Below are 22,355 nucleotides of genomic sequence, written 5' to 3' on the forward strand. Positions count from 1 at the left end.
TCATGCAAAATTTCAAAGATCAACCGCCCCTTTCATCTGGGAAAGTCGAAATAACAACCTGCACATCTCCTACGCCAGCATCGCATCAATCGCTTGTCCCTTGCCATCCTTGGTCACGTAGAAAGGCCGTCCCTCGGTGACATAATTCGCATCGGCCGGAATTCCCAAAGTCTTATAAACCGTCGCCAGCACATCGATCAACGGCACCGGATTTTCCACCGCCACCATCGGATGCTCATCCGCGGTTTTGCCGTAAACAAATCCCTTCTTGAACCCTCCGCCGAAAAACATCATGGCGTTGCAACTGCTGAAATGCCCATGGAACCCATACATCTTCTCATTTTCAATGATCAACTTGTCACCTGTGTTCCGCTCCGCAAAACCATCTGGTTCCCGACCCGCCGCCGGAGCCGACGCAATTGTCCTGCCAAACTCCGTGCTGATCATCACCAACGTCCTATCGAGCAAACCTCTCTCATCCAAATCCCGAATCAACTGCGCAATCGGCCGATCAATCTGCTTCTTCATTTCCACCATTCGCTGCTGCCCGCTCTCGTGCATGTCGAAACCCTTGAACGGCCCGTATTGATATTCCACCTGGATATAACGCGCACCCGTCTCAACCAATCTCCGCGCCAGCAGCAACCCATTCGCAAACCGCTTCCCGTGATAATAACCCTTGTCCAACAAATCACTCTCACCAACCTCCGGCTCATACGCCTTCAGCACCTCAGGCTTCTCCTCCTTCTGGTAATCGAAAGCTTTCTTCACCGGCGAATCCATCATTGCCCGCGCGTCAGCCATCACCTTCATGTAATCACTGACCTTGTTCGCGTTCTGCAACTGCTTCTCTTCCAGCCCTGTGATCGCGCGCAGATATTCCTGCCGCCGATCCAGCCGGTCCATTTTCATGTTGCCCACCGCATTTAACGTGGCCAATCCCTTCGCCGGATCAGGAATCATGAACGGTGCATAATTCACTCCGTAAAATCCAGGCCCGATATACTCGCTGATGAACATCTTCTCTTCATCGCTCGTATCAATGTCGCGCCCAATGTAAATATAAGGAGGCACATTCGGATCTCTCCGCCCCAACGTCCGCGCAATCGCCGCTCCCACGCTCGGAGTCTTCACGCCCGACGGAAACAAATACCCCGTCATCGCATAGTACTGGGCCTTTAAATGCACCGCCCCAAATTTCGTATCGCTCGTCAAACTCCGCAGCACCGTCGCCTTGTTCATAACTTTCGCCATGTTCTCCAATCCCTTGCCGAGGAAAATTCCATCCGCCGAAGTCGGAATCGGCTCGCACGTCCCCAGCAACTCGCTCCCCTTCATCCCCTGACGATACGGTGTGTACTTCTTTGGATCCCAGGTGTCCGTCTGCGCAACTCCACCCGGCAACCAGATATGGATGATCGCGTCGGCTTTCGGCACCAACTTTTTAATCGCCTTCTCAGTTTCCGCGCCGTGCGCCAATCCCATCGCGCTCAATCCCGCTGCCGCCATCGCACCGGTCTGAATAAACTCGCGTCGATTGATCTTTGTTTTCATAGCTCTTCCTTATCGAATAAATTGAAACTCAGGGCTCGTAAACAATGCCCATAACACATCGCCCAACGGTTCACGGTTCGGATTCATCGCGCGTTTCACCACGCCGGCCTTGTCCCAATAAACCTTGCCTCCATCCTGATCAAAGGCCCACCCATCAACTTCCTCAGCCGGACTGATTCCCACATCCTGCGCCGGCACCTCCAGGCGCACCCACTCTCCAGCTTTTGGCAACGCCCCCATTGCATGCCGCGTCGTCGAATTCGCCGTGCCGAATGCAATCAAATCCTCTCCCCAATATGCCCGATGCTCCCAGCCACCTTGACTCCACTGCAACATGATTTCCTTGGGCGGATTCTTCGGATCAAGATACACATACGTGAACAACACATCCGTTGCCCCCACTCGCAATCCCGGATTGGCTCCGATTGCAATGTGCTGCCGTTGCTCTCCCTTGCCCCCTTGCGTGTGCGACCGCTCGCCGCTGAACACCGGCCCCTGCTCCTTGGTCACCCATTTCCAGGCATTTTTTGCTCCACCCGTTCCGTCCATCCGCGCACCTCTCGGCAACTCATCATCTATCCAGACCTGCTCGGAACTCTCCGTTTTCGCAGGCCCCACCCCAACCGCATTCGCTCCCAGCAACTTTTCCGTCACCTGCCGTTCCTTGCTGGATGCCGTCCGGTTCAGCGCCGCCCAATACAACCTGTCCACCGCCTTCGAAACCTCCTTCTCCCGCGCCGCCTCATCCAACACCGGCCCGGAATAAATCGCCTGGTAAAATTCCTCGCCATTCAGCAATTCCAACGCCTGCACCACCGCCACATCCTCCGAGCGCGACGTGCTGATTTCATTCCTCGACGCCGGCTTGGCCAACGCGCGGGTTAACGCCGTCGATGCATTGTTCAAATACAACCGCTTCTTTGGGTCCAGCTTTTGCGCCGTCGCCAGGCGAATGCTGTCGATCAATTCCTCCGCGGTCAATTTCCTCAGCGAAGGTGACCGGAAATACCGCGCCTCTGTCGGCTTGGCCACGTCAAAATGATCTTCCAACGCCGGGTCATACTTCAATTGATACGTCCGGCTCGTGAGAATCAATCGGATGGTGTGCTTCAAATCATAACCACTGCGAATGAAATCGTCCGCCAGATAATCCAACAACTCCGGATGACTCGGCGGCTGGTCCAATCGATAATCATCCGCCGGCGCGAACAATCCGATGCCGACGTAACGCTTCCACAGCCGATTCACCATCGTCCTCGCGAAACGCGGATTGGTCGGGTCCACCAGCAGTTGCGTCACACGATGCAGCCGTGGCTCATACTCCTTCGGCATCTCCTCTGGAACATCAGGCAGCTCGAATGGAAATTTGGCCGTGACAAATTGGCCGCTATGCTTTTCACAACGGATCGATTCCAGATCGTTCGTCGCAAACATCCCGCCAAACGCAAGGAATCTCGCCTGCGGCCATTCCTTGTTCAGAAAATGATTATGGCAGCTCGCACACTTCATTCCCGTCCCGAGAAACACCTGCCCCACATTTGCCGCGCTCTGAATCGTCAGCGTATGCGTCTCGTTTTGGATATAAGCCGCCACCGTCCGCTTGCCGTTCGCCTCGCTGATGAACGGCTTCTGGTATCCCGGCATGAGCGGATCGATCAACTCCGCCACCATCACATCATATGGCTTGTTCTCCACGAAGCTCTGGTAAATCCAGTTGCGATAATTCCCATGCGTGGGAATTCCTCCCTGCTTGTCCACGTTCGCGCTTCCCAGCGCATCCTCCCAAAACGGCACCCAATGCGCCGCATAATCTTCCTTGCGCGCCAGCAACTCATCCACCAGTTTCACCCGCTTGTCCTTCGACTTGTCATTCAAAAACCGTTGCGCCTCCTCCACCGTCGGAATGACTCCAATCAAATCCAGGTAAATCCGGCGCAAAAAAGTGGTATCACTGCAAACCTCCGGTGCGTTCCTGGCCTCCTTCAATCCCGCCTGCTCCCACTTTCCAACGATGAACTGGTCGATGACATTCAACGTCGGCCCGCTCGTTTTGGGCGGCACGGGCACTTTCGGCAAATACGCCGTCCTCACCGCGCGTTGGGCAATCAACCGCGCTTTATTATCATCACTGAACATCAAAACATTCAGCGCCTTCTGCATCGCCGGATCACCCACGTTCAAAGAAGCTGCCGTATTTGCCTTCTTAGAACTCGCCGCAGGCGATTTGGATGCAAGCCCCGCTTGCCCGGTATCATCCACTGCTCCCGCTGCAATCCATTCCCGAATCAAATGCAATTCATCCGCACTCAGCTTCGAATTCCCCTTCGGCATCTGCGGCTCCTTTTGACCACGCAAGTACTGCACCATCGCACTCTCATCCGGCTTCCCCGGAATGATCGCCGGATGCGCCTTCTTCCCACCCTTAATCAAGCTTGCCACGGTCGATGCATCGAATTGCCCCTTCTGCTCATCACTTGAATGACACTCCGAGCAACTCGCATCCAGGATCGGCTTGATGTCCCGCGTGTAACTCACTTTCGCTGCCTCCTTCGCATCAATCGCCCGCACCGGAATCTCCACCACCTTCGGCTTCTCCGCCCCGCGCGCCACTCCCGCCATCAATAGCATGGCCGTAGCCGCAGTCACACAGCTCAACCTGCCCAGGTTAACCTTTTCTGAAACAAACGCTTTCATGTAATTCTCGGTGAACGACTTCATATTAGACGCACAAGCACGCAACGGAATTGAATCAAATATATCGCTCCTTGACACGCATACAACCTCCGATTCATCCCTCAGGTCTAATCTGGAACTGTCCACAAACTTCGGACAAATGACCAATGTAAAAAAATTTTCACCGTTATTTGGCGTTATATGGTGTTATTTACCGTTATATGGCGTTAGACCTTTCATTCGAAAATCGAAACTCGCCATTCACAATTTCCTCGGCCTTCCGATGGCTTCTGATTGGAAGAGGTATGGGCATAAATTGAAATCCGCGCCCAACAACAGGCAACACACCACCTTCGTCCTCCATAACTCCTTTACAACATTTTTTAACGCGAGATAACCCGAGTTAGCGCGAGTTAGCCCAAGATAACACGACTTAATCCGAGTTGCTGGAGAACCCCGCGCCTTACCCGTCCCATCCATCCCGTGAGTCCCATGACTCTTCTCATCGATCCATCCTCTTTCCGTTGCATACCTGTTATATGTCTCCTGTTTCATCACCCGCCATTCTCCCTCCCGCCCGCTTCCAGGTCAAAGCCCAATCATTATCTAATTCTAATTCGGACATTTATTATCTGCAGCGGACATCCCCGCCCTTTTCCGCCGCTCCGCGCGCGCAAACGCCCTCGGCGTCTCCCGATACCGCTCCTTGAATTGCCGGCAGAAATGCGACACCTGCTTGAACCCCAGTTCAAACGCCACCTCCTTCGGATCCCCTCCACCGGCCAATCGCTCCCGCGCCGCCTTCAACCGATGCTCCCGCAGCCATGCCCTCGGTGAACAACCAAACTGCTCCTGAATCTTTCGCCCCAGATGCCGCTCGGACACCTTGCAGATCTTCGCCAATTTAGCGGATGAATATCCCGCCTTCGTCCCCAGTTCCTCCCAGGACCTCCCGTCCAGCCTGGACCACGCCCGCCCCAGTCCTTCCCCGCTCTCTCGATGCTCCATTGTGCACATGATGGCCTCCCATAGGTTTCATTTTCCAAATTATCGACCACCATTTTGCACCGGGGGTTGGACATACACAGTCCATCCCCCAAACTATCTTCCATTGATCCCCAATTACTGAAAAAAACGGCAAAAACTTTCACTCTGCGTAAACGCCCGGCGCCTCCAATCCACCCGCGCCAGAAATCAATCAATCGGTGGAATGACGCTCCGCCGGAATTCTAACCCCGTCGGTGATTCTACCAGCCCATCGAGCCCATCCGCGGACGCGGTCCCGGACTTCAAACTGTGCGCCAGCCTCGTAGGTAGGGAGAGCACTCCTGTGCGCGCCGCACTGACATTGCCAGCGATAATAATCTATCCCGCTACCTCACCCGCGTAATCGGCCCGCGATGCAGACCCATGCGCCAGCAATCAATCAATCGGTGGAATGACGCTTCGCCGGAATTCTAACACCGTAGGTGATTCTGCCCAGAGCCCATCGAGCCGATCCGCGGACGCGGCCCACGATCCAAACATCAACGCTTTCAGTATTTGGCAACACCGGTATTCAGCCTTGCGCTCCCCAAAAATCTACCAGAACATTGGACCCAATTGGAGACAGCAAGGAAATGACCGACTGGATCACAGATTATGATGATTTTTAAACACTCTTCAGGCCGTAATCTGCTTCTACAGGAATTCCATGTCCGAAACTTCATGCGCTATACTTTGGAAGGACATGCAGTCTATTTAAGCAATAAATCCTTGGTGGAGAATATCAGGCTTGATTATAAGGGTGATGACGTGGGTATCGTATTACTCAATCGACCCAGGATGGACGGCTATGTGATCCTCTGCCTGGCTGATTTGGAATGCCACGATGAAAAACCGGAAGACGCTGATTTTTATCGATTGATCGTGGGTTGGTTCGATACGACTTTTCCCAATAATGTGCATCAACAAATAGCGAGCAATGTTACCTTCGTTGATTGGGAACAGCATGCCACCCCCTCCTGCCATCCATCCTGACCATTCAATCGGATAAAAGCGATGCAAATCTGTTATTCCTTCTCTTCCCAAGGAAAATGAAAACTGAATTGCCAAAAAAATGCCCCACTCCCCATTAAATATTGCTCACCCCTTCCGCTTCCCCTCAATCAACCTCCCCGCCACAAAACTGCTCACCAACGCCAACCCCGCAGCCACCTTCATAACCCGGCGAAAGCCCGTCACGAACGATTCATCCAGCGCACGCTTGAGTGTCGCCCGCTTCTCGGGCTCGAGATCGCCCGGCACCTCTGCCCCGGCCAGCTTGACGCGCTCTTGGTCGAGGGCGCGCCGCGTTTCAGGTGCCAGCGCAAGGCTCGACAGGCGGCGATCAAGACTGCTGTTAAAAACGTGCAGCATGACCAATCCAAGCGCGGCGATGGCCAGCAACCCCGCCGTGCGCGACACGGCGTTGTTGATCCCCGACGCCACACCGGCGCGGTCTTTCCCCACCGCGTTCATCACCGTGGTCGTTAACGGCGCGACGCTCACCGCCATGCCCAGGCCGAGCACCATCACCGCCGGGAAGAAGTTCGTCCAATAACTGCCGCCAATCCCGGGCACCGTGAACAACGCGAACCCGAGCGCAGCCACCGCCGGCCCCACCACCAGCGGCAACTTGGACCCGTAACGTTTCACCAATCCGCCCGACCAGCGTGAAAGAAAAAACACGATGAGCACGAACGGCAGCATTGCGGCCCCGGCGGCCGTGGGCTTATAGCCCTGCACCTGAATCAAGTTCAGCGGCAGAAAGAAAAGCGCACCCGCCAGCGCCGTGTACAGAAACAAAGTCATCAGGTTCGCCCCGCTAAAATTCCTGGAACGAAACAGGTCAAGCGGCAACATCGCGTTACGCTTTCGTTTCTCAACGAGAATGAACACCACCGATGCGACACCGCCACCAACGAGCGCGATCAACACCATCGGGTTCCTAAATCCCAGACGCGAGGACTCGATCAACCCGTACACAATCGCGCCGAGACTTATGGTCGCAAGTGTCGCTCCCCACCAATCCAGACCGCCTTCCTCGGCCTCATCACGGCTCTCCGGCACGTAACGCAACGCCAGCGCCACCACCACGGCGGCCAGCGGGACATTGATGAAAAAGACCGCGCGCCACGAGACGTGCTCGATCAACCAACCGCCCATGACTGGCCCAATCGCGGTGGTAATCGCCGTAAAACCCGACCATATCCCGATCGCCCACCCGCGCCTCTTCTCGTCAAACGATGCACTGATGATGGCCAGGCTGCCGGGGACCAGCAACGCGCCGCCCACTCCCTGAACCGCCCGCGCCAAAGTCAGTTGTTTAACCGTCGGTGCGAGCCCGCACCAAACCGACGCCAGGGCAAAAAGCGCGACCCCAACGCAGAACACACGCCGCCGACCGAAGCGATCCCCCAGCGACCCTCCAACCAGCAGCAGCGCCGCGAGGAAAAGCGCATAAGCCTCCACCACCCACTGCACATCCACCACCGTGGCATTCAAGTTTGCTTGCAGCGCCGGCAGCGCCACGTTGACCACCGTGCCATCGATAAACGCCATGCTCGAACCAAGGATCGTCGCCGCCAACACCCATCGCTCCGAAGGCCTTGAGCAGGGTGCCGCCGCGGCCCTTGACCTGATCACCCCCTCATCACACGGCTGCCTGATAATATTCGCCATAACCTCAATCCCCTTAACCTATCATCTATCCCAGTTTTCACCTGAATGGACAGTCGGCGGCGGCCGCAACCACAATGCAAAATACTAACTGGATGACCTCGGAGAGTTAACGGCGAATGGGGGACAACAATTTAGTCCTCAGTGTAGGGCACCTTGGCATTTCTAAGAATTAAGTCTCGCCCCCACTCAGATTTTACTACCGAAGAAAAAGGTGCCACCTGAAATGGACCGCCGAGCCGACTCCTCGCCTGCGCCGATTTTTACCTCAAACTCAAACTCGATCCTCGGCACCACGAAAAACCCGCGCAGATGCAACAGATCCAAAATCTGCTTTCTCACCTTAAGCGCCTCTGATCCCAATCTCCCGGAAAACGGCATACCAGCTGGCACGGCGAGGTTCTTGTCAATAAGCCAAGGCTCATAATTCAACCAATAAGTAACGGCAACAGGCGCAATACGGCTAATCTTCATCACCAGGTGCAAATCGCGTCCTTCAGAAATTTCCTTGCTTAACGCCACATAAATCAGGCGGCAAGCGATGTTGTTCCATTCCGTATCCTCTTCCACCCTGCGCACATTCGCGATCAATCTGGCCCTGTCACAAACCGCTTCCATCCACTGTCCACGAAACAGGTCAACTGTCTTCACCACCTCCTCGTCACTCCAATCATCCATCGACGAACAGAACGACTCCGCATATTTTTTAAGAATATTCTTCATTGACCGCAAGAAGTCAGAATAGCTCAAGAAAAACGTAACTACACCTATAAAAAATAAAGGTGCATTCCATTGGAGAAAAGCGAACGATGCCCGTATCTTCCGACTAAACTTCCGCACACTAAAATGCGCTCCTCCTAAACGAAGAGACTGAATTTCATTTCGGTCGGCCAATTGCCTACCCTCTAATCCAGCCTTGCGGATAAGCCAGCATCAGATTGGTGAGATCTTTGACATGAACTGGTTTCGTAAGAAATGATTTGGCTCCCAGATGATAAGCCGTATTCACCAGATTCATTTCGTGATAACCGCTTAACACCACCACCATCATCCTTTCGATCAGTCTTGTTTCCCGGAGCCAGGTCAATAGCGAAAGCCCATCCTTGCCTATGAGTTTTAAATCGAGGAATAGAATTGAAGGGAGCGGATACCGCACGCGATTGGCATAAGGTGGTTTGCCTTCCAAATATGTCATCGCTTCCTCCGACGACTGGAGCGCGATCACGGGATTAATCAGGTGAGCTTGAATGAACGTCTGTTTTACCAGCAAAACATCATTTTCATCATCCTCGACAATCAAAATCAGGTCTGACATACGCTGATACACTTATACTTTTAACTGGCTTGCGACTTCTGAATCCTCCCCCAGTCAATTGCCTTGTTTTTTCGATCGATGCACCGGTTCACTACAATGAACGTTCTGACTAATTCACCCATCGAACATAATATACCTCTCGCAAAAACCTCCATCAGGTATAAACCGGAGCCGCTTCTGGGGAGAAAACCCTATCTGCCCCCTTATGCCTGGTTCTACTTACCTAAGTCTTTATCCGATCAGCGATTTATTGTCTTATTTCAGGACAATTCGTTCGACTTTGGAGGACATAGGAGGGCATCCAAAGGCTGTTAACGCCGTTCCAACGAAAATCACCCTCAAAAATTTGGCCATTTTCACGACAACAATAATCTAGCATTTCGAGTCCTGCATGGCACGACCACTGCTAAGGTCCTAGTTGCGGTTTGCAACAGGCAATCGTGAACAACTATAGAACTCGTAATTAACCAGCCTGTCGCTCTTGTTCACACCGCTTAGCTGAAAGAACATAAGAACTATGAAACTCAACAAGGTAACAAAAGCAGGCTTCACACTCGTCGAAATCATGATCGTGGTCGCCATCATCGGTCTCCTGGCCGCCATCGCGATTCCGAACTTCGTCCGTGCCCGTACCACTGCCCAGCAAAATGCTTGCATCAACAATCTCCGTCAGATCGATGGCGCCAAGCAGCAATGGGCCCTGGAAACCAAGGCTGCTGCCACCGCCACCCCGGTGTTGACCGACATCCAGCCTTATCTGGGTCGCGGCACCAACGGCACCCAGCCTGCCTGCCCTCTGGACTCTACTCAAACGGCAGCCGTCAGCTATAACATCAAGGACCTGCAGAACCCTCCGACTTGCCAGATGAACTCGAACCACATATTGCTGTAATCCCAGGATTAATTTAATTGCAAGGCTCGGACGGAAGTCCGAGCCTTTTTTTTGTACAATACGAAAGGCAAGACAAACGGTATTGCTTGAAACCAGTTCAAAAGCTGTGATGGAAAACGGCTTTCCATCTCCGAAAGTTCCAACCCTTCCGCTGTTTTCTACCTCGTTCCGGAATCCGACGCCCGCAAAATCTGGAAGTGTTGTCCAAACAACTCTCGATCTGCATCAGGCTTGCCACCGGTTGGTGATGCAGCCTCGGTCCCGTCAATGATCGCCTCCTGGACGAGCCTGGCCTCGATCATCTGAGCCAGCAACGTTCTGTCATTGCCAATTCCAGGCACATCTCCCAACGATGCGGTGGCGACCACCAGCACCGGAGGATATTGTAATGGCAATCCTGCGGCCGAAGCTTTATCCAGCAACGGAGCTCCTGCAAAAGAAACGACTGCCCCTGCGTCCGGAGATTTCTGAAGCGCTTCCAGGAAATCCGCGGCTTTCAATCCAACCTGTCCTGATTTCATCGGATCACCCACATTCACCGACTTGACACTGGCAATCGAAAATCCCTGCTTTGACAATGCAGCTTTAAAAGCCTTCTCCGCCAGCGATGTCGGTCCCCAACTCGCATCGGGATTAATCAGAATGATTTGCTTTTTCGCTCCCGCAGCCTTGGCAGTTTCTTCAGCCAACACCTTGCCGAGCGCCTCGCTGGGTGCCAACAACGCTTGCGTCTCCTTGGGAGTGCACCCGGCGACCATGAAGGATAAAATCGTTGCCGAAGCAAGGGCTGAAAGTGAAAAACGCATATTGAATGTGAATGGTTGCTGTTTAATCCGGCGCAAACTGATAATCATAACCTCCAGGAATATCCTTCGTGTTATAGGAAAAAGGGGCTCCCAATGCGCTGTTGTAATAAAGTCTGATGTAACTGGCATGGCCGTCAACGAAGCTGATGTTATTGACGGCATTTGTATAAGGAATGTTTGCCTTGCCGGTCAGACTCTTGTGCCACGAATAGCCCCAATGAATAGGCCATTCTCCTGCGAAGAAGGTGCGACTGGGATGTTGCACCCGCGCCAGCGTAACACCCAACAAATTGTTCATGTTACCGCCGTTATCGCAGCCGTTGAAAACGTAACTGCCATAATCGAGCGTGGGATTCATGTAATGAGGCTGCAGATAGGCAGGATTGGGTGCCCATCCCCGGTCTTTCGGACAGGCGAACAAGGTATCATTGGTGGATGAGGGCCCTTTCAGGCCCGCATACGGTTTTGCCAATTCCTTGTACCACCACCAAATGTCCTGGACCACCCCGCTCACCATGACACTATCCCGTACGGGCATTTTATCCTGGCTGTCACCAGCATATAGCACCATGCACAAGTTGATCTGCTTGAGATTGCTCAGGCACTTGGTCTGAATTGATTTGGCCTTGGCCGCTGCCAGCGCGGGAAGCAACAATCCAGCCAGGATGGCAATGATTGCAATCACTACCAGCAATTCAATCAGGGTGAATCCCCTGTTTCTCCAGCTTTTCATAAACCTGTTCCCTTCAGCTTAGACGGACATGATGAACATGGCTCGCTAATTTCGACTAAATGCATTCAGTAACAATGGGGTTCTTGAAAGAGACTGCCAACGGGCTGAAGATTTGACAAGTTTCTTTACGGAAACCGAATGCATTCGATCCAGTTCTGGCATTCTCCCCATCCTCTTCCTCGGTTGACACTGTATGAAAGTGTGCCAACGGTACTTTGAGTCGGAGCATTTTAAAAACGCCATCAACCAGGCGCTAACATTTAATCAAATTGACAAGGGAAAATTATGCCAACCACAATGACTTCCACCATGAAAGCCGTTCGTATCCATTCCTTCGGCGGACCTGACGTGCTCCGCTACGAAGATGTTTCCGTTCCGGAACCCAAAAGCAACGAACTTCTCATCCGTGTTCACGCTGCCGGTGTCAACCCGGTCGATTGGAAGATTCGCGAAGGGCATTTGGGCCAAATCCCGCTCCCATCCGTCTTGGGAAGCGACTTCGCCGGAGCCGTCGAAGCCACCGGCTCAGACGTAAAAGGTTTTCGCACTGGCGACTCCGTCTTCGGCATCGTCTCGGACGACAGCGGCGGTTACGCCGAATACGCCGTGGCTCCTGACTCTCAAGTGGCCCGCATTCCCAAGGGACTTGATTTCCTCCACGCCGCCGCCCTGCCCGTCGCCTCAATCACCCCCTGGCAGGCCCTCTTCGACATTGCCCAACTTCAAAAAGGTCAAAAAGTATTGATCCACGCAGCCGCTGGGGGCGTCGGCAGTTTCGCCGTCCAATTCGCCAAATGGAAGGGTGCGTATGTCATCGGCACCGCCTCCGCCCAAACTACGGATTACGTGAAAAGCCTCGGAGCGGACGAAGTTATCGACTATCGAAAAACCAAATTTGAAGATGTCGTCCGCGACGTTGATGTCGTCCTCGATACCCAGGGCGGCGACACTCAGGAACGCTCCTGGCGCGTCATCAAACCCGGCGGCATTTTGGTTTCCATTGTCAGTCCCCCTCCGAAGGAAAAACCCACCGCTCCCGGTGTCCGCGGCGTCTTCCTCAGCAGCAAACCGCGTGGCGATGAATTCGCTCAAATCGCCGACCTCGTCGCTCGCGGCATCGTCAAGGTGAACATCGAAACCGTCTTCCCGTTGAAAGATGCCCGCAAAGCCCAGGAACTCAGCCAATCCGGCCACGCCCACGGCAAAATCGTCCTCACCACCGAAGCTGAAAGCCATTAGCCACTGCAGTTTCTCAGTTCAAATACGGACCATCCAAAAGCCACTGCTCGGCATGGCCGCAGGACCGCCGCACTTATAACCCGCCATCCCCAGTTACCTCCCAAGCTCCGTCAGGAGCGGCACATGAACCAGGTTGGATGGATGTGCAGCGTATTCACGCTCGGAAGAATTTCTTCTGGACAGGGATTGGACACAAACTACGGTAGTATCCAAGTCGCAAATGTGAATCGCCAACAACAACTCCAAGAGCTCACGAGCCATCTTTCGCATCTGGTTGAAATTCTTCGCCTCGATCGCGCTTGCCAGTGGCGGCCAAACTTCGAGCGATGCTTGGAGCAGGCGAATTCGCTGCTTTCGTCCGGGTTCACACGAGAAGACCATGTCGACCTTGCGGTATCCATCATACACGTTTACAGCGGCGGCATGGGTAGTTTCAACGATTACGCACCATGCACGTACGATCCTGAGACTGGACGCTACACCGAAATTCCGGGTACGGCTGAATTTGGCGACTTTGCAGACAAAGTTTATAACGCAGCACTTTCATTGCGAGTTGTGGGATAAGTCGCTTAAACTCGTTCAGCTTGACGCCGAATTGTTAAAACCTTGGCTTCGATCCTCATGACTGAATCGGATTACATCAAAAAGATTAGTTATCAGTGGCCACGCATGCGCGCCAAATCCGCAGACGACCTGCTTCCGCTGGTCGAGGAGGCTATTCGTGCTTATCCAACCTCAGCAAAGCTTCACTGCATGCGCGGTGATCTGATCCAACTCTCGGATGGTCCCGGCTATGGGTTGGAGGATGCAGCGGCTTCCTACGAGCAGGCTCTCAAGGTGGATGCCAATTTTGCAGAAGCCCACGAGTCCATCGGTTATTACTGCGACGTCATCAGCCATGACCTGCAACTCGCCGAGGCAGCATTTCGCCGAGCCATCGAACTGGGAGCAGGCGTGGACAGCTATGTTGGACTGGCGCGCGTCCTTGCCGAGCTTGGACATGACACTCAGGCGATTCTTAAATTTCTCGACGGGTGTCCATTTCGCGATTCAGCCAAGATTCTTGAAATTCGCTCAGAAATTGAAAAGGAGACGTGGAAGCCAAAGGCAGGCCCAACGAAGAAATAAGTCAACATTCCGTTTTCCTAACCCTGAGCATCCTTTACAAATCCCAACTGAAGCCTATATTCCGAGCAACAAAGGTTGCCTCATGGCGGGGAAACGACTTCAAACAATAATCTGCGCGCTCTGCATCAGCGTCCTCCTGTTCGCTTCTCCTTGCAAGTCTGCCTGGTTTCTCATCACCGCCCAATCCGACGAGCAACTCCGGCTGAGCCTCTTCACCAACGGCGTCTGGCGCGCTGGCGCCGAGCCTTATCGCGTCGTTGATGGCGTTACTTACGATCTGCATCCGCTGATCAATTATCTCGGCTGGGCCGCGAGTCCTCCCGTAACGCCGCAACGCGCGCAATTCCTCGAAGCCACCATCAACGATCGTCCGCTCAGGGATTGGTGCCTGCTTTTCGGAATTGTTCAGGAAGGCTCGGGCAACGACCTCGTCATTCTGCAACGCTACGAAATGCCCGACATGCAGGGCGATTCCCAACTCGTCGCACTCAAAAACTTTCCCGGCACACGCAGCCTCTTGGCGGGAACCCACATCGCCGCCTTTGCCAGACTGGAAGGCACCATTGCTTACAGCTCTTCCCGCAGCCGCTCGGTCATGGAGGTTTACGATTTCGGCACTCCGCCCAACGATGCCGAACGCGCCCTCGCCATGCTTGAATCGAAAAATAAAATCGATGCCAGCTACCAGCAATATCATCAAGCCATCCTCCGCCAAAAAGCTGAACGGGAGAGAAAATCCGCTGCGGTAAAACAACGAGTCATCGAGTTCAAAAAGGAGGCGGCCACCAATGATTTCGTCTACGCCCAGTTCGATCTCGGTTTGCTCTACCTTAAAGGTGATGGCGTGAAGGCAGACAAGGATTTAGCCGGCTATTGGTTGAACCGAGCCGCCGCCCACGGCAACAGCGAAGCCGCGCAGGAATTGGAAAAGCACTTCTCCCCTTAGTTTTTCACTCCTTTGATTCAGGAGATTTTTCGACTAAAAAGCCAGTCCCTTGCGAGACTGGCTTGCCTGCCTTCCTGATATTTTCAATTAAGACGCTGCTGTAAAAACAAGGTTACATTGTCCCGCTCAAATCCTGCGGCAGCTTTTACCGCCAATGACCGCCCACCCAAACATAGCCACGACCGTGGTGTCCCCAGTATCCACCCACGTAAACTGCGCTTGGCCGTGGACGGATGATATAGCTTCCACCAATCCAGACATACGCTCCGCCTCGCCATGACCAATAACCCGGGGTCCAGTAATAATCGGGTCCGGGAGCCGCCGGAATGACCTCCACTTGTGCAGGCGGGGGCTCGGTTTGAACCATAACCGGCTGCTGTGGTTGGACTGGCGCTGGCTGTGCAACCTGTGGCGCCTGGTTTGCTGGTGGCGGCGCAACCGTCGTTGGCTGTGGTTGGACTGGCGGTTGATTTCCAGCAACGTAAGCCTTCTGATCGTAAGTATACTGCCCCTGCTGATTCTGTGGTGAAGCAACCGGTACCGCCTGCTTCTGCAAGGCGGTGTCATGATTCAACATCGCGGTCAGAACCGGCGAAGAAATACCACTATCCTTCAAAGCGAGCACATCCTTCGCCGAGAGGTTATAACTGGATTGTGCGTTTTTGACATAAGCCAGAACCACCTCATCGCCCACCCCCGATTGGGAGAGTTTGACCACCTCGGCCGCACTGGGCGGCAGGCTGGCTGGCGCAGCCAAAACATTAGTGGCCGGTAGGGTGACTGCCGGCGTGCTTTCCTGTGAATAGGCAGAAAATAACGGCAACGCCACTCCTGCTATCATTCCAATCCATTGAACTTTCTTATACATATTTTTTTGTTAAAGTTCTAAACCATTCGACTTCGGTTAAAACCAAATATTCAGACCCGAAACAACCATTTTGGTTACACTTTAAAAGAGCTTATCCCAGGGTCCACGCAGCGATCTCGCGAAAGAACATTATGACATGCTCACTGCCTTCGCCGCCCAAGAAAAAAGCCAGTCCCACTCAGGACTGGCCCAAACCCACGAACAAAATGAAACCCTAATAATCCGACGACTGCAAAATGAACTATATTCAATCCTGATTCGAAACCGCCTCATCGAGCAGGAAAGGTTGGTCAGAAACCAAAGTTCCCTTCGGTTCCGAACTACTATTTCCGCTCCCTTTTCCTGCCTTCAGACGGTCAGTAGTGAGGGCCATAAAAAATGTGACAATACAGGCACCAATCAAAAAACGGAATAACATCGGATGAGCACCTTCGAAGGTTCTCAACAGATTAAGCATTCCATAATTGATTTCACTGATATCCATTTTTTATTTCCTGCTTGTTTGGACGCTCGAAAAGCAAAAGTGTTCGATCTTTAGTAACATTTTTTTCGCTTTCTTTGAAAATTTTCGGGCTAACTGAATTCGTGAGCCAGAACTCCTTCCTTCCTTCCTGAACCGCCCAGGAACTCACTTTTAAAAAGCTGGAATCTTACGAATTTTTGGTGGACTATCGCGGTAACACAACGGAGAAGGAAAAGCATGTTTGGGCAGACGATTTAAAATCCTTGCGTCAAGGATTCGTCAACTGCAGGACAGCATTCTTGCTTCTCCACCCTACGGACTATGAAAAAAATTCTATTCTCAGCAATTGCCTCCCTCTGGCTGGCTGGCCTCGTCGTTTCACCAGTTTTTGCCGGCGACCTCGAAAACCTCAGCGGCAAATGGACCACCAAACGCAAAAGCGCTGAAGGTTCCCTCACACAGACGCTGGAAATCAAGAAGGACAAATTCGTCTTTAAAATCGTCGGCGCGGATGACACCAGTGTTTTATACGCTGAAGGTGATGTCAAAGCGGAGAAAAGCGGCCCCTTGCAGTACCTGGCCTTCACTCACATCAAAGGCGGTAAAAATTCCGACGACCTCCAATCTGTAGACGATGATCGTATCTGTATCTATCGGTTGGAGGACGGAAAGTTTTACGTGGGAGTTAATTTCGACAAGGAACGTGACAAAGCCCCTTACGTCGAAACCTACACCAAGGCCGAAAAATAAACTTTCAAGACGACCGCTCGCGCGCCAACTCTTCCACTAATGCTTTGGCCAGCAGTTCATACTGCGGCAATGAATTATAGAGCTGCGCCGAAATCCTGATGAGCCGTGTCGTGCGCTTTGGCCACGGCATGATCGGCACTTCAATCTGATGGTTGATGCGCAACCTGTCTTGCAGTGGAAATTCAAAAAATGGCGCTGCAGGCACCTCGCCCGGAGACGCCTCCGGCAATGTCACCGCTGCCATTGAGCCCACAAACTCCTCCGGGCATGGTTGGGAAACTCCCAGCGCCGCGCATAGGACTTTTCTCGCGGCTAGTGCCAGCTCGTGATTACGCGCCATGATTTCGGGCCAGCCTCCCTTTGCCAGAGACCCCACATACCGCAACGACTCGGGCACACTGAGCTGGGCCGAAGGGTCCCACGTACCAGTCCAGCCAAACTCAATCAAAAATCGTGACCGATCTTTCCTTGCCGAATTCGCTCCGTGACTGATTACAAGTGGCCGAATGAGATTCTGCTTATCCCCGCGCACATGCAGCAAGCCCGCACCCTTCGGCGCGCAGAGCCATTTGTGACAATTGCCCGTATAATAGGCCGCACCCAATTGCTTCAGATTCAACGGCACCATGCCGGGTGCATGTGCACCATCAACGAGTGTATCAATCCCCCGCTCTGCCAATTCCCTGACCAAACGCTCCATAGGCATTATCAAGCCCGTCTGGCTGACCACATGGTCGATCAATGCCAGCTTTGTCCTTGGAGTCACGCCTTCCAACACCGCTGCCACCACCTCATCCGCGGAGTGGACCGGAAATGGCACATTGGCCATCACCACGCGTGCCCCCGACCGCTCAGCCACAAAATCCAGTGCGTTGCGACAGGCATTGTATTCCTGGTTGGTTACCAGCAATTCATCGCCCGGGCTGAATGTCAACGAACGCAACACTGTGTTTACTCCGGTCGTGGAATTGGGCACAAAAACGAGGTCCATCGAGTCAGCACCGACAAACTGCGCCAACCCCTCTCGTGCCTGGTCCAGCAATCCTTCCAATTCACGCACCAGGAAGTGCACCGGTCGACGTTCCAGGCGCATTCGCAGCTCATTCTGAAATTCCAGCACTGCCCGTGGACAACTCCCAAATGATCCGTGATTCAAAAAAGTTATCTGCGAATCCAGTGGCCAATGCTGTAAGTCACAGGCTGGATGATGTAGAACTTCAATGTCGATTCCCATACTACACTTGGATTAAAGGAATCAACCACTCTCTCACAAGCAATTTTTCCAAAATAGGGAAATCACGAGTACAATCCTTTTTACACGCAGCGCGCAACCAGGAATTTTCCGACTGCCTTTTCCCTTGAAAGCTACTCACAGCCAGGGAATAACGAGTCCCACCAGTGTGTCCAAGCATATTTACAAAACGTCCAAGCGCAACAACCCGTTCTGAAACTTTATGCCGCACAAGTGAACCAATTATGATGCATCCTTCTTATAAACAACATCTTGTCCTGATATATATCCCGATCAGGGCTCAGGACTTACTCAGTCAACTACTATTTATGGTTAAAGCATTTAACGCATTCGGCTTGTTTCTAATGTTATTCACCTTATAGCATGACTCGACGCACCGGAAGATTTGGCTCCAGCTTAAATCTGGAAGTGAGGGCCACGCGAAAGACAGTTGGCTCCATCAATGGGGAGTAACTGGAACCTGGTCTGATCTTTGGTGCTAATCCGCGATAAAGAACAATAATTAGCATGAAATTGAACCGAACCTTGCTCATCTCGAGGAGGCCGTTGTTGGCAGCAACCCTGGCGCTACTCGCAACCTCTTCAGCTTACGCCGACTATCCTTCCACCGTCGTGAATGACGGTCCACTTGCCTATTACCGGTTAAGTGAGCTTCCACCTCAAGATGTGGCTACCAATAGTGGCAGTGGTGGAACAGCCTTGAATGGCATTCACTCCTCAGACGTGCAGCACTGGGCAACAGGCGCACTTGTGGGCAATGGAAACAAGGCGGCAGGTTATAACGGAGCATCTACAGGAACCACAGTTCCTTACTCAGCCAGCGTGAACCCGCAAGGCCCTTTCACGGTTGAGTTATGGGTCAAACCGAATAGCATACCCAACTCTGCAGGCACACCCTGTCCGATTTCTTCCGCACAGTTCAGCGGAAACCGCTCCGGCTGGCAAATTCGGGAGCGTGATACTGGGTACCAGTTCGTGCTGTATAACCATGCCGGATCAGGCACTGCGGCCAATGTTCTGGGTGGCGGCACACCTTCGACCACTTCATGGACCCACTTGGTGGGCGTGTATGACGGCACCACTGCCTATTTGTATGTCAACGGAGCTCTGGCAAGTTCATCCAGCGCCCCGGGTTTTGTCGCAAACGACAATTCTGGTGGGGCCGGACCATTGACTGTTGGGTTCCGAAGCAGCCTGGATAACGCCTTTGACGGCGCAGTGGACGAAGCGGCGGTTTATACCTCTGTCCTGTCCGCCTCTCAAATTCTGGCTCATTATCAGAATGGCACCAGTGCCTCGCCCGGTACGCCGTATAACACACTCGTGCTCACCGCCAATCCCATCGTCTATTTGCGTTTGGATGAAACGGGCCGTGATGTTGATCCGGCATACAATCGCGGAAGCCTCGGATCATTGGGTGACGGCATTCATCATGTGGGAGTGATTCACGCTGTTCCTGGAGCACTTGCAGGCAGCACCAACACCGCAGTCACCTATCAGGGAATTGATCAACAGTCGGATGATGGCGGATCGCCAACCACTGTTGATTATAATCCTGCGCTGAATCCGAGTGGTTCTTTCTCCGTGGAAGCCTGGCTCCTTCCGACCATCGAGGGTCTTGGTAATGCACAATGCCCAATGGTCAACCGGTTCATTGATGCCAATGGCAACCGATTCGGTTGGGATTTCTTTCAGCGCACCTCGGGCGAGGGTTGGAACTTCCGAATGTTCAACAATGGGACCGGCAGTTCCGGCACCAAGGCATACGATATCACTGGTGGCTCCTACACCGTGGGTGCATGGTGCCATCTGGTTGCCGTTTATAACGCTCCTGCCCATTCAGCGACGCTCTACCTCAACGGTGTACAGGTCGCTCAGCAGACCACACCTGATGGCAGTTACTTCCCCAACACGGTGTCTCCCCTCGCCATTGGTAGTTTTCCTGATATAACGAGTGGAAACGGTTATGAAAATCCTTTTATTGGTTCCATTGACGAATTCGCACTTTATAGCAGTGCGTTGACAGCAACACAGGTTTTGAACCATTACAACAACGGTCTCAATGCCTCACGCTCCACCCCTTACGAAACGCTCGTTGCTTCAGACGGTGCTGTCGAATACTTGCGGATGGATGAACCAACTCACAACCTTGCAACCAACAGTGGCACTCTGGGCACGGCAGCTGTCGGCATCTATTCGCACACCGGCGACGCTGTCGCTGGACCTCGGCCTCCGGCTTACGCTGGTTTTTCGGCCAACAACGTTGCTCGCAATTTCGATGGCATCAGCAGTTACGTTGAATTGAGCAATCCTGATGGATTGAACTTCTACGGTCAGATCACAGTGGAAGCCTGGATCCAACCTGCAGCCTCCCAAAATGGCGAAGCCTACATTATCGCCCACGGCGGCAACAACGACTTCACTGCCGAAGATGCCCTGCGCATCGAAAATGGCACCTATCAGGTTTTGTCATATGATGGCAATGGTCATGACACTGGTTTCAGTGTTCCTTCCGCTGATTTAGGCACGGCCGGTTGGGTCCATCTGGCAGGCACCTATGATGGTGGGAACTGGAATCTTTATCGCAACGGTGTTTTGGTCTCGTCGAATGCAGATTTCACGGGCCAGTTGCCAGTTGCCAACGCGAACTGGGCCATCGGTGCACGCGGCCGTTGGAAAACATTCATGGACACCCTCGACCGTCAGTTCAAGGGTGGCATAGATGAGCCAGCCATTTATAACTACGCGCTGGCCCCGGGCAACATCCAGGCTCATTATTTTATGGGAAAATACGGCACCACCAATCCTCCGCCAAACTTCCTCTCTCAACCCGTTTCGCGCACAGAATATGCCGGTGGCGCGGTCGTGTTTAATGCTGGTGCCGAGGGTGGTTCACCTTTGAGTTATCAATGGAAGAGGAACGGCGCACCGATTTCAGGCGCGACCGACTCAACCCTTGGTTTGATCAATGTCCAACCGGGCGACGCAGCGAATTACAGTGTGACCGTAAGCAATCCGGTCGGCACCACCAACAGCGCGGCCGCCACGCTCACCGTGTTGACCCCAAACGCCTATGGCGCCATCGTGATGGCAGACCAACCGGTTGCCTATTATCCGTTAAACGAAACCAGTGGTACGGTCGCTCGTGATCTGGCAGGCATTTATGACGGCACCTACCAGAGCAATCCAACTCTGGGTACACCCGGAGCCACTGCTTACACCGGCAGCTCGGTAGCCTTTGATGGGTCCAGTCAGTACGTCCTGATTGGCAATCCGGATGGATTGAACTTTACCGGCCTGATCACCATGGAAGCCTGGATCAAACCTTCGGCCAGTGACGGAAACCGGAATATTCTCGAACATGGCTACAACTTAAGTCCTTTCCAGGAAGTGGTTCTTCGCATTCAGGATGGGAATTACCAGGTCAATTCATGGGATGGCACAGACCATATCATCAATGTCCCCATGTCCGCGGGAGATTTGAACAACTGGGTCCACCTCGTTGGCACTTATGATGGTGTGAATTGGAACCTTTATCGTAACGGTGCCCTCATTGGCTCACAGGCTTATGATACAGGCGCAATCCTCGTTAATGGTGGTTGGGGAATCGGGGCAGGTACTCACGCCGGAGATCAGCGCTTCTTCCCGGGCAATATCGATGAGGTTGCTCTCTACAACCACGCGCTATCAGCAGATCGTGTTCAAACGCACTATCTGACTGGCATATACGGGCTCGCGTCCCTCACAGTCACGCGCTCGGGAAATACAACGGTTCTCAACTGGCCTGCAGGCATTCTACAACAAGCCGATTTGGTCACCGGACCTTACACTGATGTCGCAGGCGCCATCTCGCCTTATACAGCTCCGGCTGGACCAGCGAAGAAATTCTATCGCCTGCGGTTTTAAACCGTAGTTGATCGCCTCTTGTTACACGGAAGGCCGGGTTAAACCCCGGCCTTCTTTTTTCTTTCGGTCAAATTAACCAGACTCCAAAAAACGAAATCCAGTTTCCCGTTCAGGAAATTCTTTTCGACTGT

General features: G+C 53.1%; 19 protein-coding genes. 8 read left to right on the forward strand and 11 right to left on the reverse strand.

Annotated elements, in window-relative coordinates; translation table 11 throughout:
- Positions 1-69: 69 nt before the first annotated feature.
- The 3 genes from CFLAV_RS03500 to CFLAV_RS03510 all read right to left on the reverse strand — a co-directional run bounded on the left by CFLAV_RS03500 (position 70) and on the right by CFLAV_RS03510 (position 5,244).
- Positions 70-1,554, reverse strand: a complete 1,485-nt coding sequence (locus CFLAV_RS03500; protein WP_007413235.1) for a DUF1501 domain-containing protein — start codon at positions 1,552-1,554, stop codon at positions 70-72.
- A 9-nt stretch (positions 1,555-1,563) separates the two neighbouring features.
- Entirely contained in the window at positions 1,564-4,248 is a 2,685-nt protein-coding gene (locus tag CFLAV_RS03505; protein WP_160164474.1) for a PSD1 and planctomycete cytochrome C domain-containing protein, read from the reverse strand.
- A gap of 591 nt (positions 4,249-4,839) precedes the next feature.
- A complete protein-coding gene (locus CFLAV_RS03510) occupies positions 4,840-5,244 on the reverse strand; it encodes a helix-turn-helix domain-containing protein (protein WP_007413238.1) in 405 nt (134 codons plus the stop codon).
- A 624-nt stretch (positions 5,245-5,868) separates the two neighbouring features.
- On the opposite strand from CFLAV_RS03510, the gene CFLAV_RS03515 reads away from it, so the two are divergent.
- Positions 5,869-6,246, forward strand: coding sequence for a hypothetical protein (locus CFLAV_RS03515; protein ID WP_007413239.1), 378 nt, complete (start codon positions 5,869-5,871; stop codon positions 6,244-6,246).
- Positions 6,247-6,351: 105 nt separating this feature from the next.
- On the opposite strand, the gene CFLAV_RS03520 is transcribed toward CFLAV_RS03515, so the two are convergent.
- From CFLAV_RS03520 to CFLAV_RS03530, 3 genes are all read right to left on the reverse strand, one after another.
- Positions 6,352-7,929, reverse strand: a complete 1,578-nt coding sequence (locus tag CFLAV_RS03520; protein ID WP_007413240.1) for an MFS transporter — start codon at positions 7,927-7,929, stop codon at positions 6,352-6,354.
- Positions 7,930-8,115: 186 nt separating this feature from the next.
- Complete coding sequence (locus tag CFLAV_RS03525; RefSeq protein ID WP_007413241.1) at positions 8,116-8,649, reverse strand: hypothetical protein; 534 nt, start codon at positions 8,647-8,649, stop codon at positions 8,116-8,118.
- A gap of 175 nt (positions 8,650-8,824) precedes the next feature.
- A complete protein-coding gene (locus tag CFLAV_RS03530; protein ID WP_007413242.1) occupies positions 8,825-9,241 on the reverse strand; it encodes a response regulator in 417 nt (138 codons plus the stop codon).
- A gap of 517 nt (positions 9,242-9,758) precedes the next feature.
- Here CFLAV_RS03530 and CFLAV_RS31760 point away from each other — a divergent pair.
- Positions 9,759-10,133 (forward strand): type II secretion system protein, encoded by a 375-nt coding sequence (locus tag CFLAV_RS31760; RefSeq protein WP_007413244.1) that lies wholly within the window; start codon positions 9,759-9,761, stop codon positions 10,131-10,133.
- 158 nt (positions 10,134-10,291) lie between these two features.
- Here CFLAV_RS31760 and CFLAV_RS03540 read toward each other — a convergent pair whose 3' ends face one another.
- Positions 10,292-10,939, reverse strand: a complete 648-nt coding sequence (locus CFLAV_RS03540) for a hypothetical protein (protein ID WP_040546703.1) — start codon at positions 10,937-10,939, stop codon at positions 10,292-10,294.
- A 22-nt stretch (positions 10,940-10,961) separates the two neighbouring features.
- Complete coding sequence (locus CFLAV_RS36820; protein ID WP_007413246.1) at positions 10,962-11,672, reverse strand: type II secretion system protein; 711 nt, start codon at positions 11,670-11,672, stop codon at positions 10,962-10,964.
- A 285-nt stretch (positions 11,673-11,957) separates the two neighbouring features.
- Between CFLAV_RS36820 and CFLAV_RS03550 the strand changes: the two genes are divergently transcribed.
- The 4 genes from CFLAV_RS03550 to CFLAV_RS03565 all read left to right on the forward strand — a co-directional run bounded on the left by CFLAV_RS03550 (position 11,958) and on the right by CFLAV_RS03565 (position 14,985).
- Positions 11,958-12,911, forward strand: coding sequence for an NADP-dependent oxidoreductase (locus CFLAV_RS03550; protein WP_202796831.1), 954 nt, complete (start codon positions 11,958-11,960; stop codon positions 12,909-12,911).
- A gap of 123 nt (positions 12,912-13,034) precedes the next feature.
- Positions 13,035-13,475 (forward strand): DUF6966 domain-containing protein, encoded by a 441-nt coding sequence (locus tag CFLAV_RS03555; protein WP_007413248.1) that lies wholly within the window; start codon positions 13,035-13,037, stop codon positions 13,473-13,475.
- A 57-nt stretch (positions 13,476-13,532) separates the two neighbouring features.
- Positions 13,533-14,039 (forward strand): hypothetical protein, encoded by a 507-nt coding sequence (locus CFLAV_RS35405; protein ID WP_007413249.1) that lies wholly within the window; start codon positions 13,533-13,535, stop codon positions 14,037-14,039.
- Positions 14,040-14,121: 82 nt separating this feature from the next.
- Positions 14,122-14,985, forward strand: coding sequence for a tetratricopeptide repeat protein (locus CFLAV_RS03565; RefSeq protein ID WP_007413250.1), 864 nt, complete (start codon positions 14,122-14,124; stop codon positions 14,983-14,985).
- A 145-nt stretch (positions 14,986-15,130) separates the two neighbouring features.
- On the opposite strand, the gene CFLAV_RS33890 is transcribed toward CFLAV_RS03565, so the two are convergent.
- Both CFLAV_RS33890 and CFLAV_RS03575 read right to left on the reverse strand, forming a co-directional pair.
- Positions 15,131-15,853 carry a YXWGXW repeat-containing protein gene (locus tag CFLAV_RS33890; protein WP_007413251.1) on the reverse strand — a complete coding sequence of 241 codons (723 nt, stop codon included), beginning with the start codon at positions 15,851-15,853 and terminating at the stop codon, positions 15,131-15,133.
- Between the two features lie 247 nt (positions 15,854-16,100).
- On the reverse strand, positions 16,101-16,337 hold the full coding sequence (locus CFLAV_RS03575; RefSeq protein WP_007413252.1) for a hypothetical protein: 237 nt from the start codon (positions 16,335-16,337) through the stop codon (positions 16,101-16,103).
- A gap of 300 nt (positions 16,338-16,637) precedes the next feature.
- Between CFLAV_RS03575 and CFLAV_RS03580 the strand changes: the two genes are divergently transcribed.
- Positions 16,638-17,066 carry a hypothetical protein gene (locus CFLAV_RS03580; protein ID WP_007413253.1) on the forward strand — a complete coding sequence of 143 codons (429 nt, stop codon included), beginning with the start codon at positions 16,638-16,640 and terminating at the stop codon, positions 17,064-17,066.
- Between the two features lie 4 nt (positions 17,067-17,070).
- Here CFLAV_RS03580 and CFLAV_RS03585 read toward each other — a convergent pair whose 3' ends face one another.
- Complete coding sequence (locus CFLAV_RS03585) at positions 17,071-18,300, reverse strand: aminotransferase class V-fold PLP-dependent enzyme (RefSeq protein ID WP_007413254.1); 1,230 nt, start codon at positions 18,298-18,300, stop codon at positions 17,071-17,073.
- Between the two features lie 525 nt (positions 18,301-18,825).
- Here CFLAV_RS03585 and CFLAV_RS03590 point away from each other — a divergent pair.
- Positions 18,826-22,224 carry a LamG-like jellyroll fold domain-containing protein gene (locus CFLAV_RS03590; protein ID WP_007413255.1) on the forward strand — a complete coding sequence of 1,133 codons (3,399 nt, stop codon included), beginning with the start codon at positions 18,826-18,828 and terminating at the stop codon, positions 22,222-22,224.
- Positions 22,225-22,355: the final 131 nt, after the last annotated feature.

Origin of the sequence: Pedosphaera parvula Ellin514, assembly GCF_000172555.1 — a bacterium.
Taxonomy (GTDB): domain Bacteria; phylum Verrucomicrobiota; class Verrucomicrobiia; order Limisphaerales; family Pedosphaeraceae; genus Pedosphaera.

Bases quoted from the DNA above. Each gene is read 5' to 3' on its own strand.
- CFLAV_RS03540 (WP_040546703.1), bottom strand. From the start codon at position 10,939: ATGCGTTTTTCACTTTCAGCCCTTGCTTCGGCAACGATTTTATCCTTC.
- CFLAV_RS03555 (WP_007413248.1), top strand. From the start codon at position 13,035: ATGAACCAGGTTGGATGGATGTGCAGCGTATTCACGCTCGGAAGAATT.
- CFLAV_RS03500 (WP_007413235.1), bottom strand. From the start codon at position 1,554: ATGAAAACAAAGATCAATCGACGCGAGTTTATTCAGACCGGTGCGATG.
- CFLAV_RS03550 (WP_202796831.1), top strand. From the start codon at position 11,958: ATGCCAACCACAATGACTTCCACCATGAAAGCCGTTCGTATCCATTCC.
- CFLAV_RS03505 (WP_160164474.1), bottom strand. From the start codon at position 4,248: ATGAAAGCGTTTGTTTCAGAAAAGGTTAACCTGGGCAGGTTGAGCTGT.
- CFLAV_RS35405 (WP_007413249.1), top strand. From the start codon at position 13,533: ATGACTGAATCGGATTACATCAAAAAGATTAGTTATCAGTGGCCACGC.
- CFLAV_RS03590 (WP_007413255.1), top strand. From the start codon at position 18,826: ATGAAATTGAACCGAACCTTGCTCATCTCGAGGAGGCCGTTGTTGGCA.
- CFLAV_RS03515 (WP_007413239.1), top strand. From the start codon at position 5,869: ATGATGATTTTTAAACACTCTTCAGGCCGTAATCTGCTTCTACAGGAA.
- CFLAV_RS03530 (WP_007413242.1), bottom strand. From the start codon at position 9,241: ATGTCAGACCTGATTTTGATTGTCGAGGATGATGAAAATGATGTTTTG.
- CFLAV_RS31760 (WP_007413244.1), top strand. From the start codon at position 9,759: ATGAAACTCAACAAGGTAACAAAAGCAGGCTTCACACTCGTCGAAATC.
- CFLAV_RS03575 (WP_007413252.1), bottom strand. From the start codon at position 16,337: ATGGATATCAGTGAAATCAATTATGGAATGCTTAATCTGTTGAGAACC.
- CFLAV_RS03525 (WP_007413241.1), bottom strand. From the start codon at position 8,649: ATGAAGAATATTCTTAAAAAATATGCGGAGTCGTTCTGTTCGTCGATG.
- CFLAV_RS03510 (WP_007413238.1), bottom strand. From the start codon at position 5,244: ATGTGCACAATGGAGCATCGAGAGAGCGGGGAAGGACTGGGGCGGGCG.
- CFLAV_RS03565 (WP_007413250.1), top strand. From the start codon at position 14,122: ATGGCGGGGAAACGACTTCAAACAATAATCTGCGCGCTCTGCATCAGC.
- CFLAV_RS36820 (WP_007413246.1), bottom strand. From the start codon at position 11,672: ATGAAAAGCTGGAGAAACAGGGGATTCACCCTGATTGAATTGCTGGTA.
- CFLAV_RS03585 (WP_007413254.1), bottom strand. From the start codon at position 18,300: ATGGGAATCGACATTGAAGTTCTACATCATCCAGCCTGTGACTTACAG.
- CFLAV_RS03580 (WP_007413253.1), top strand. From the start codon at position 16,638: ATGAAAAAAATTCTATTCTCAGCAATTGCCTCCCTCTGGCTGGCTGGC.
- CFLAV_RS03520 (WP_007413240.1), bottom strand. From the start codon at position 7,929: ATGGCGAATATTATCAGGCAGCCGTGTGATGAGGGGGTGATCAGGTCA.
- CFLAV_RS33890 (WP_007413251.1), bottom strand. From the start codon at position 15,853: ATGTATAAGAAAGTTCAATGGATTGGAATGATAGCAGGAGTGGCGTTG.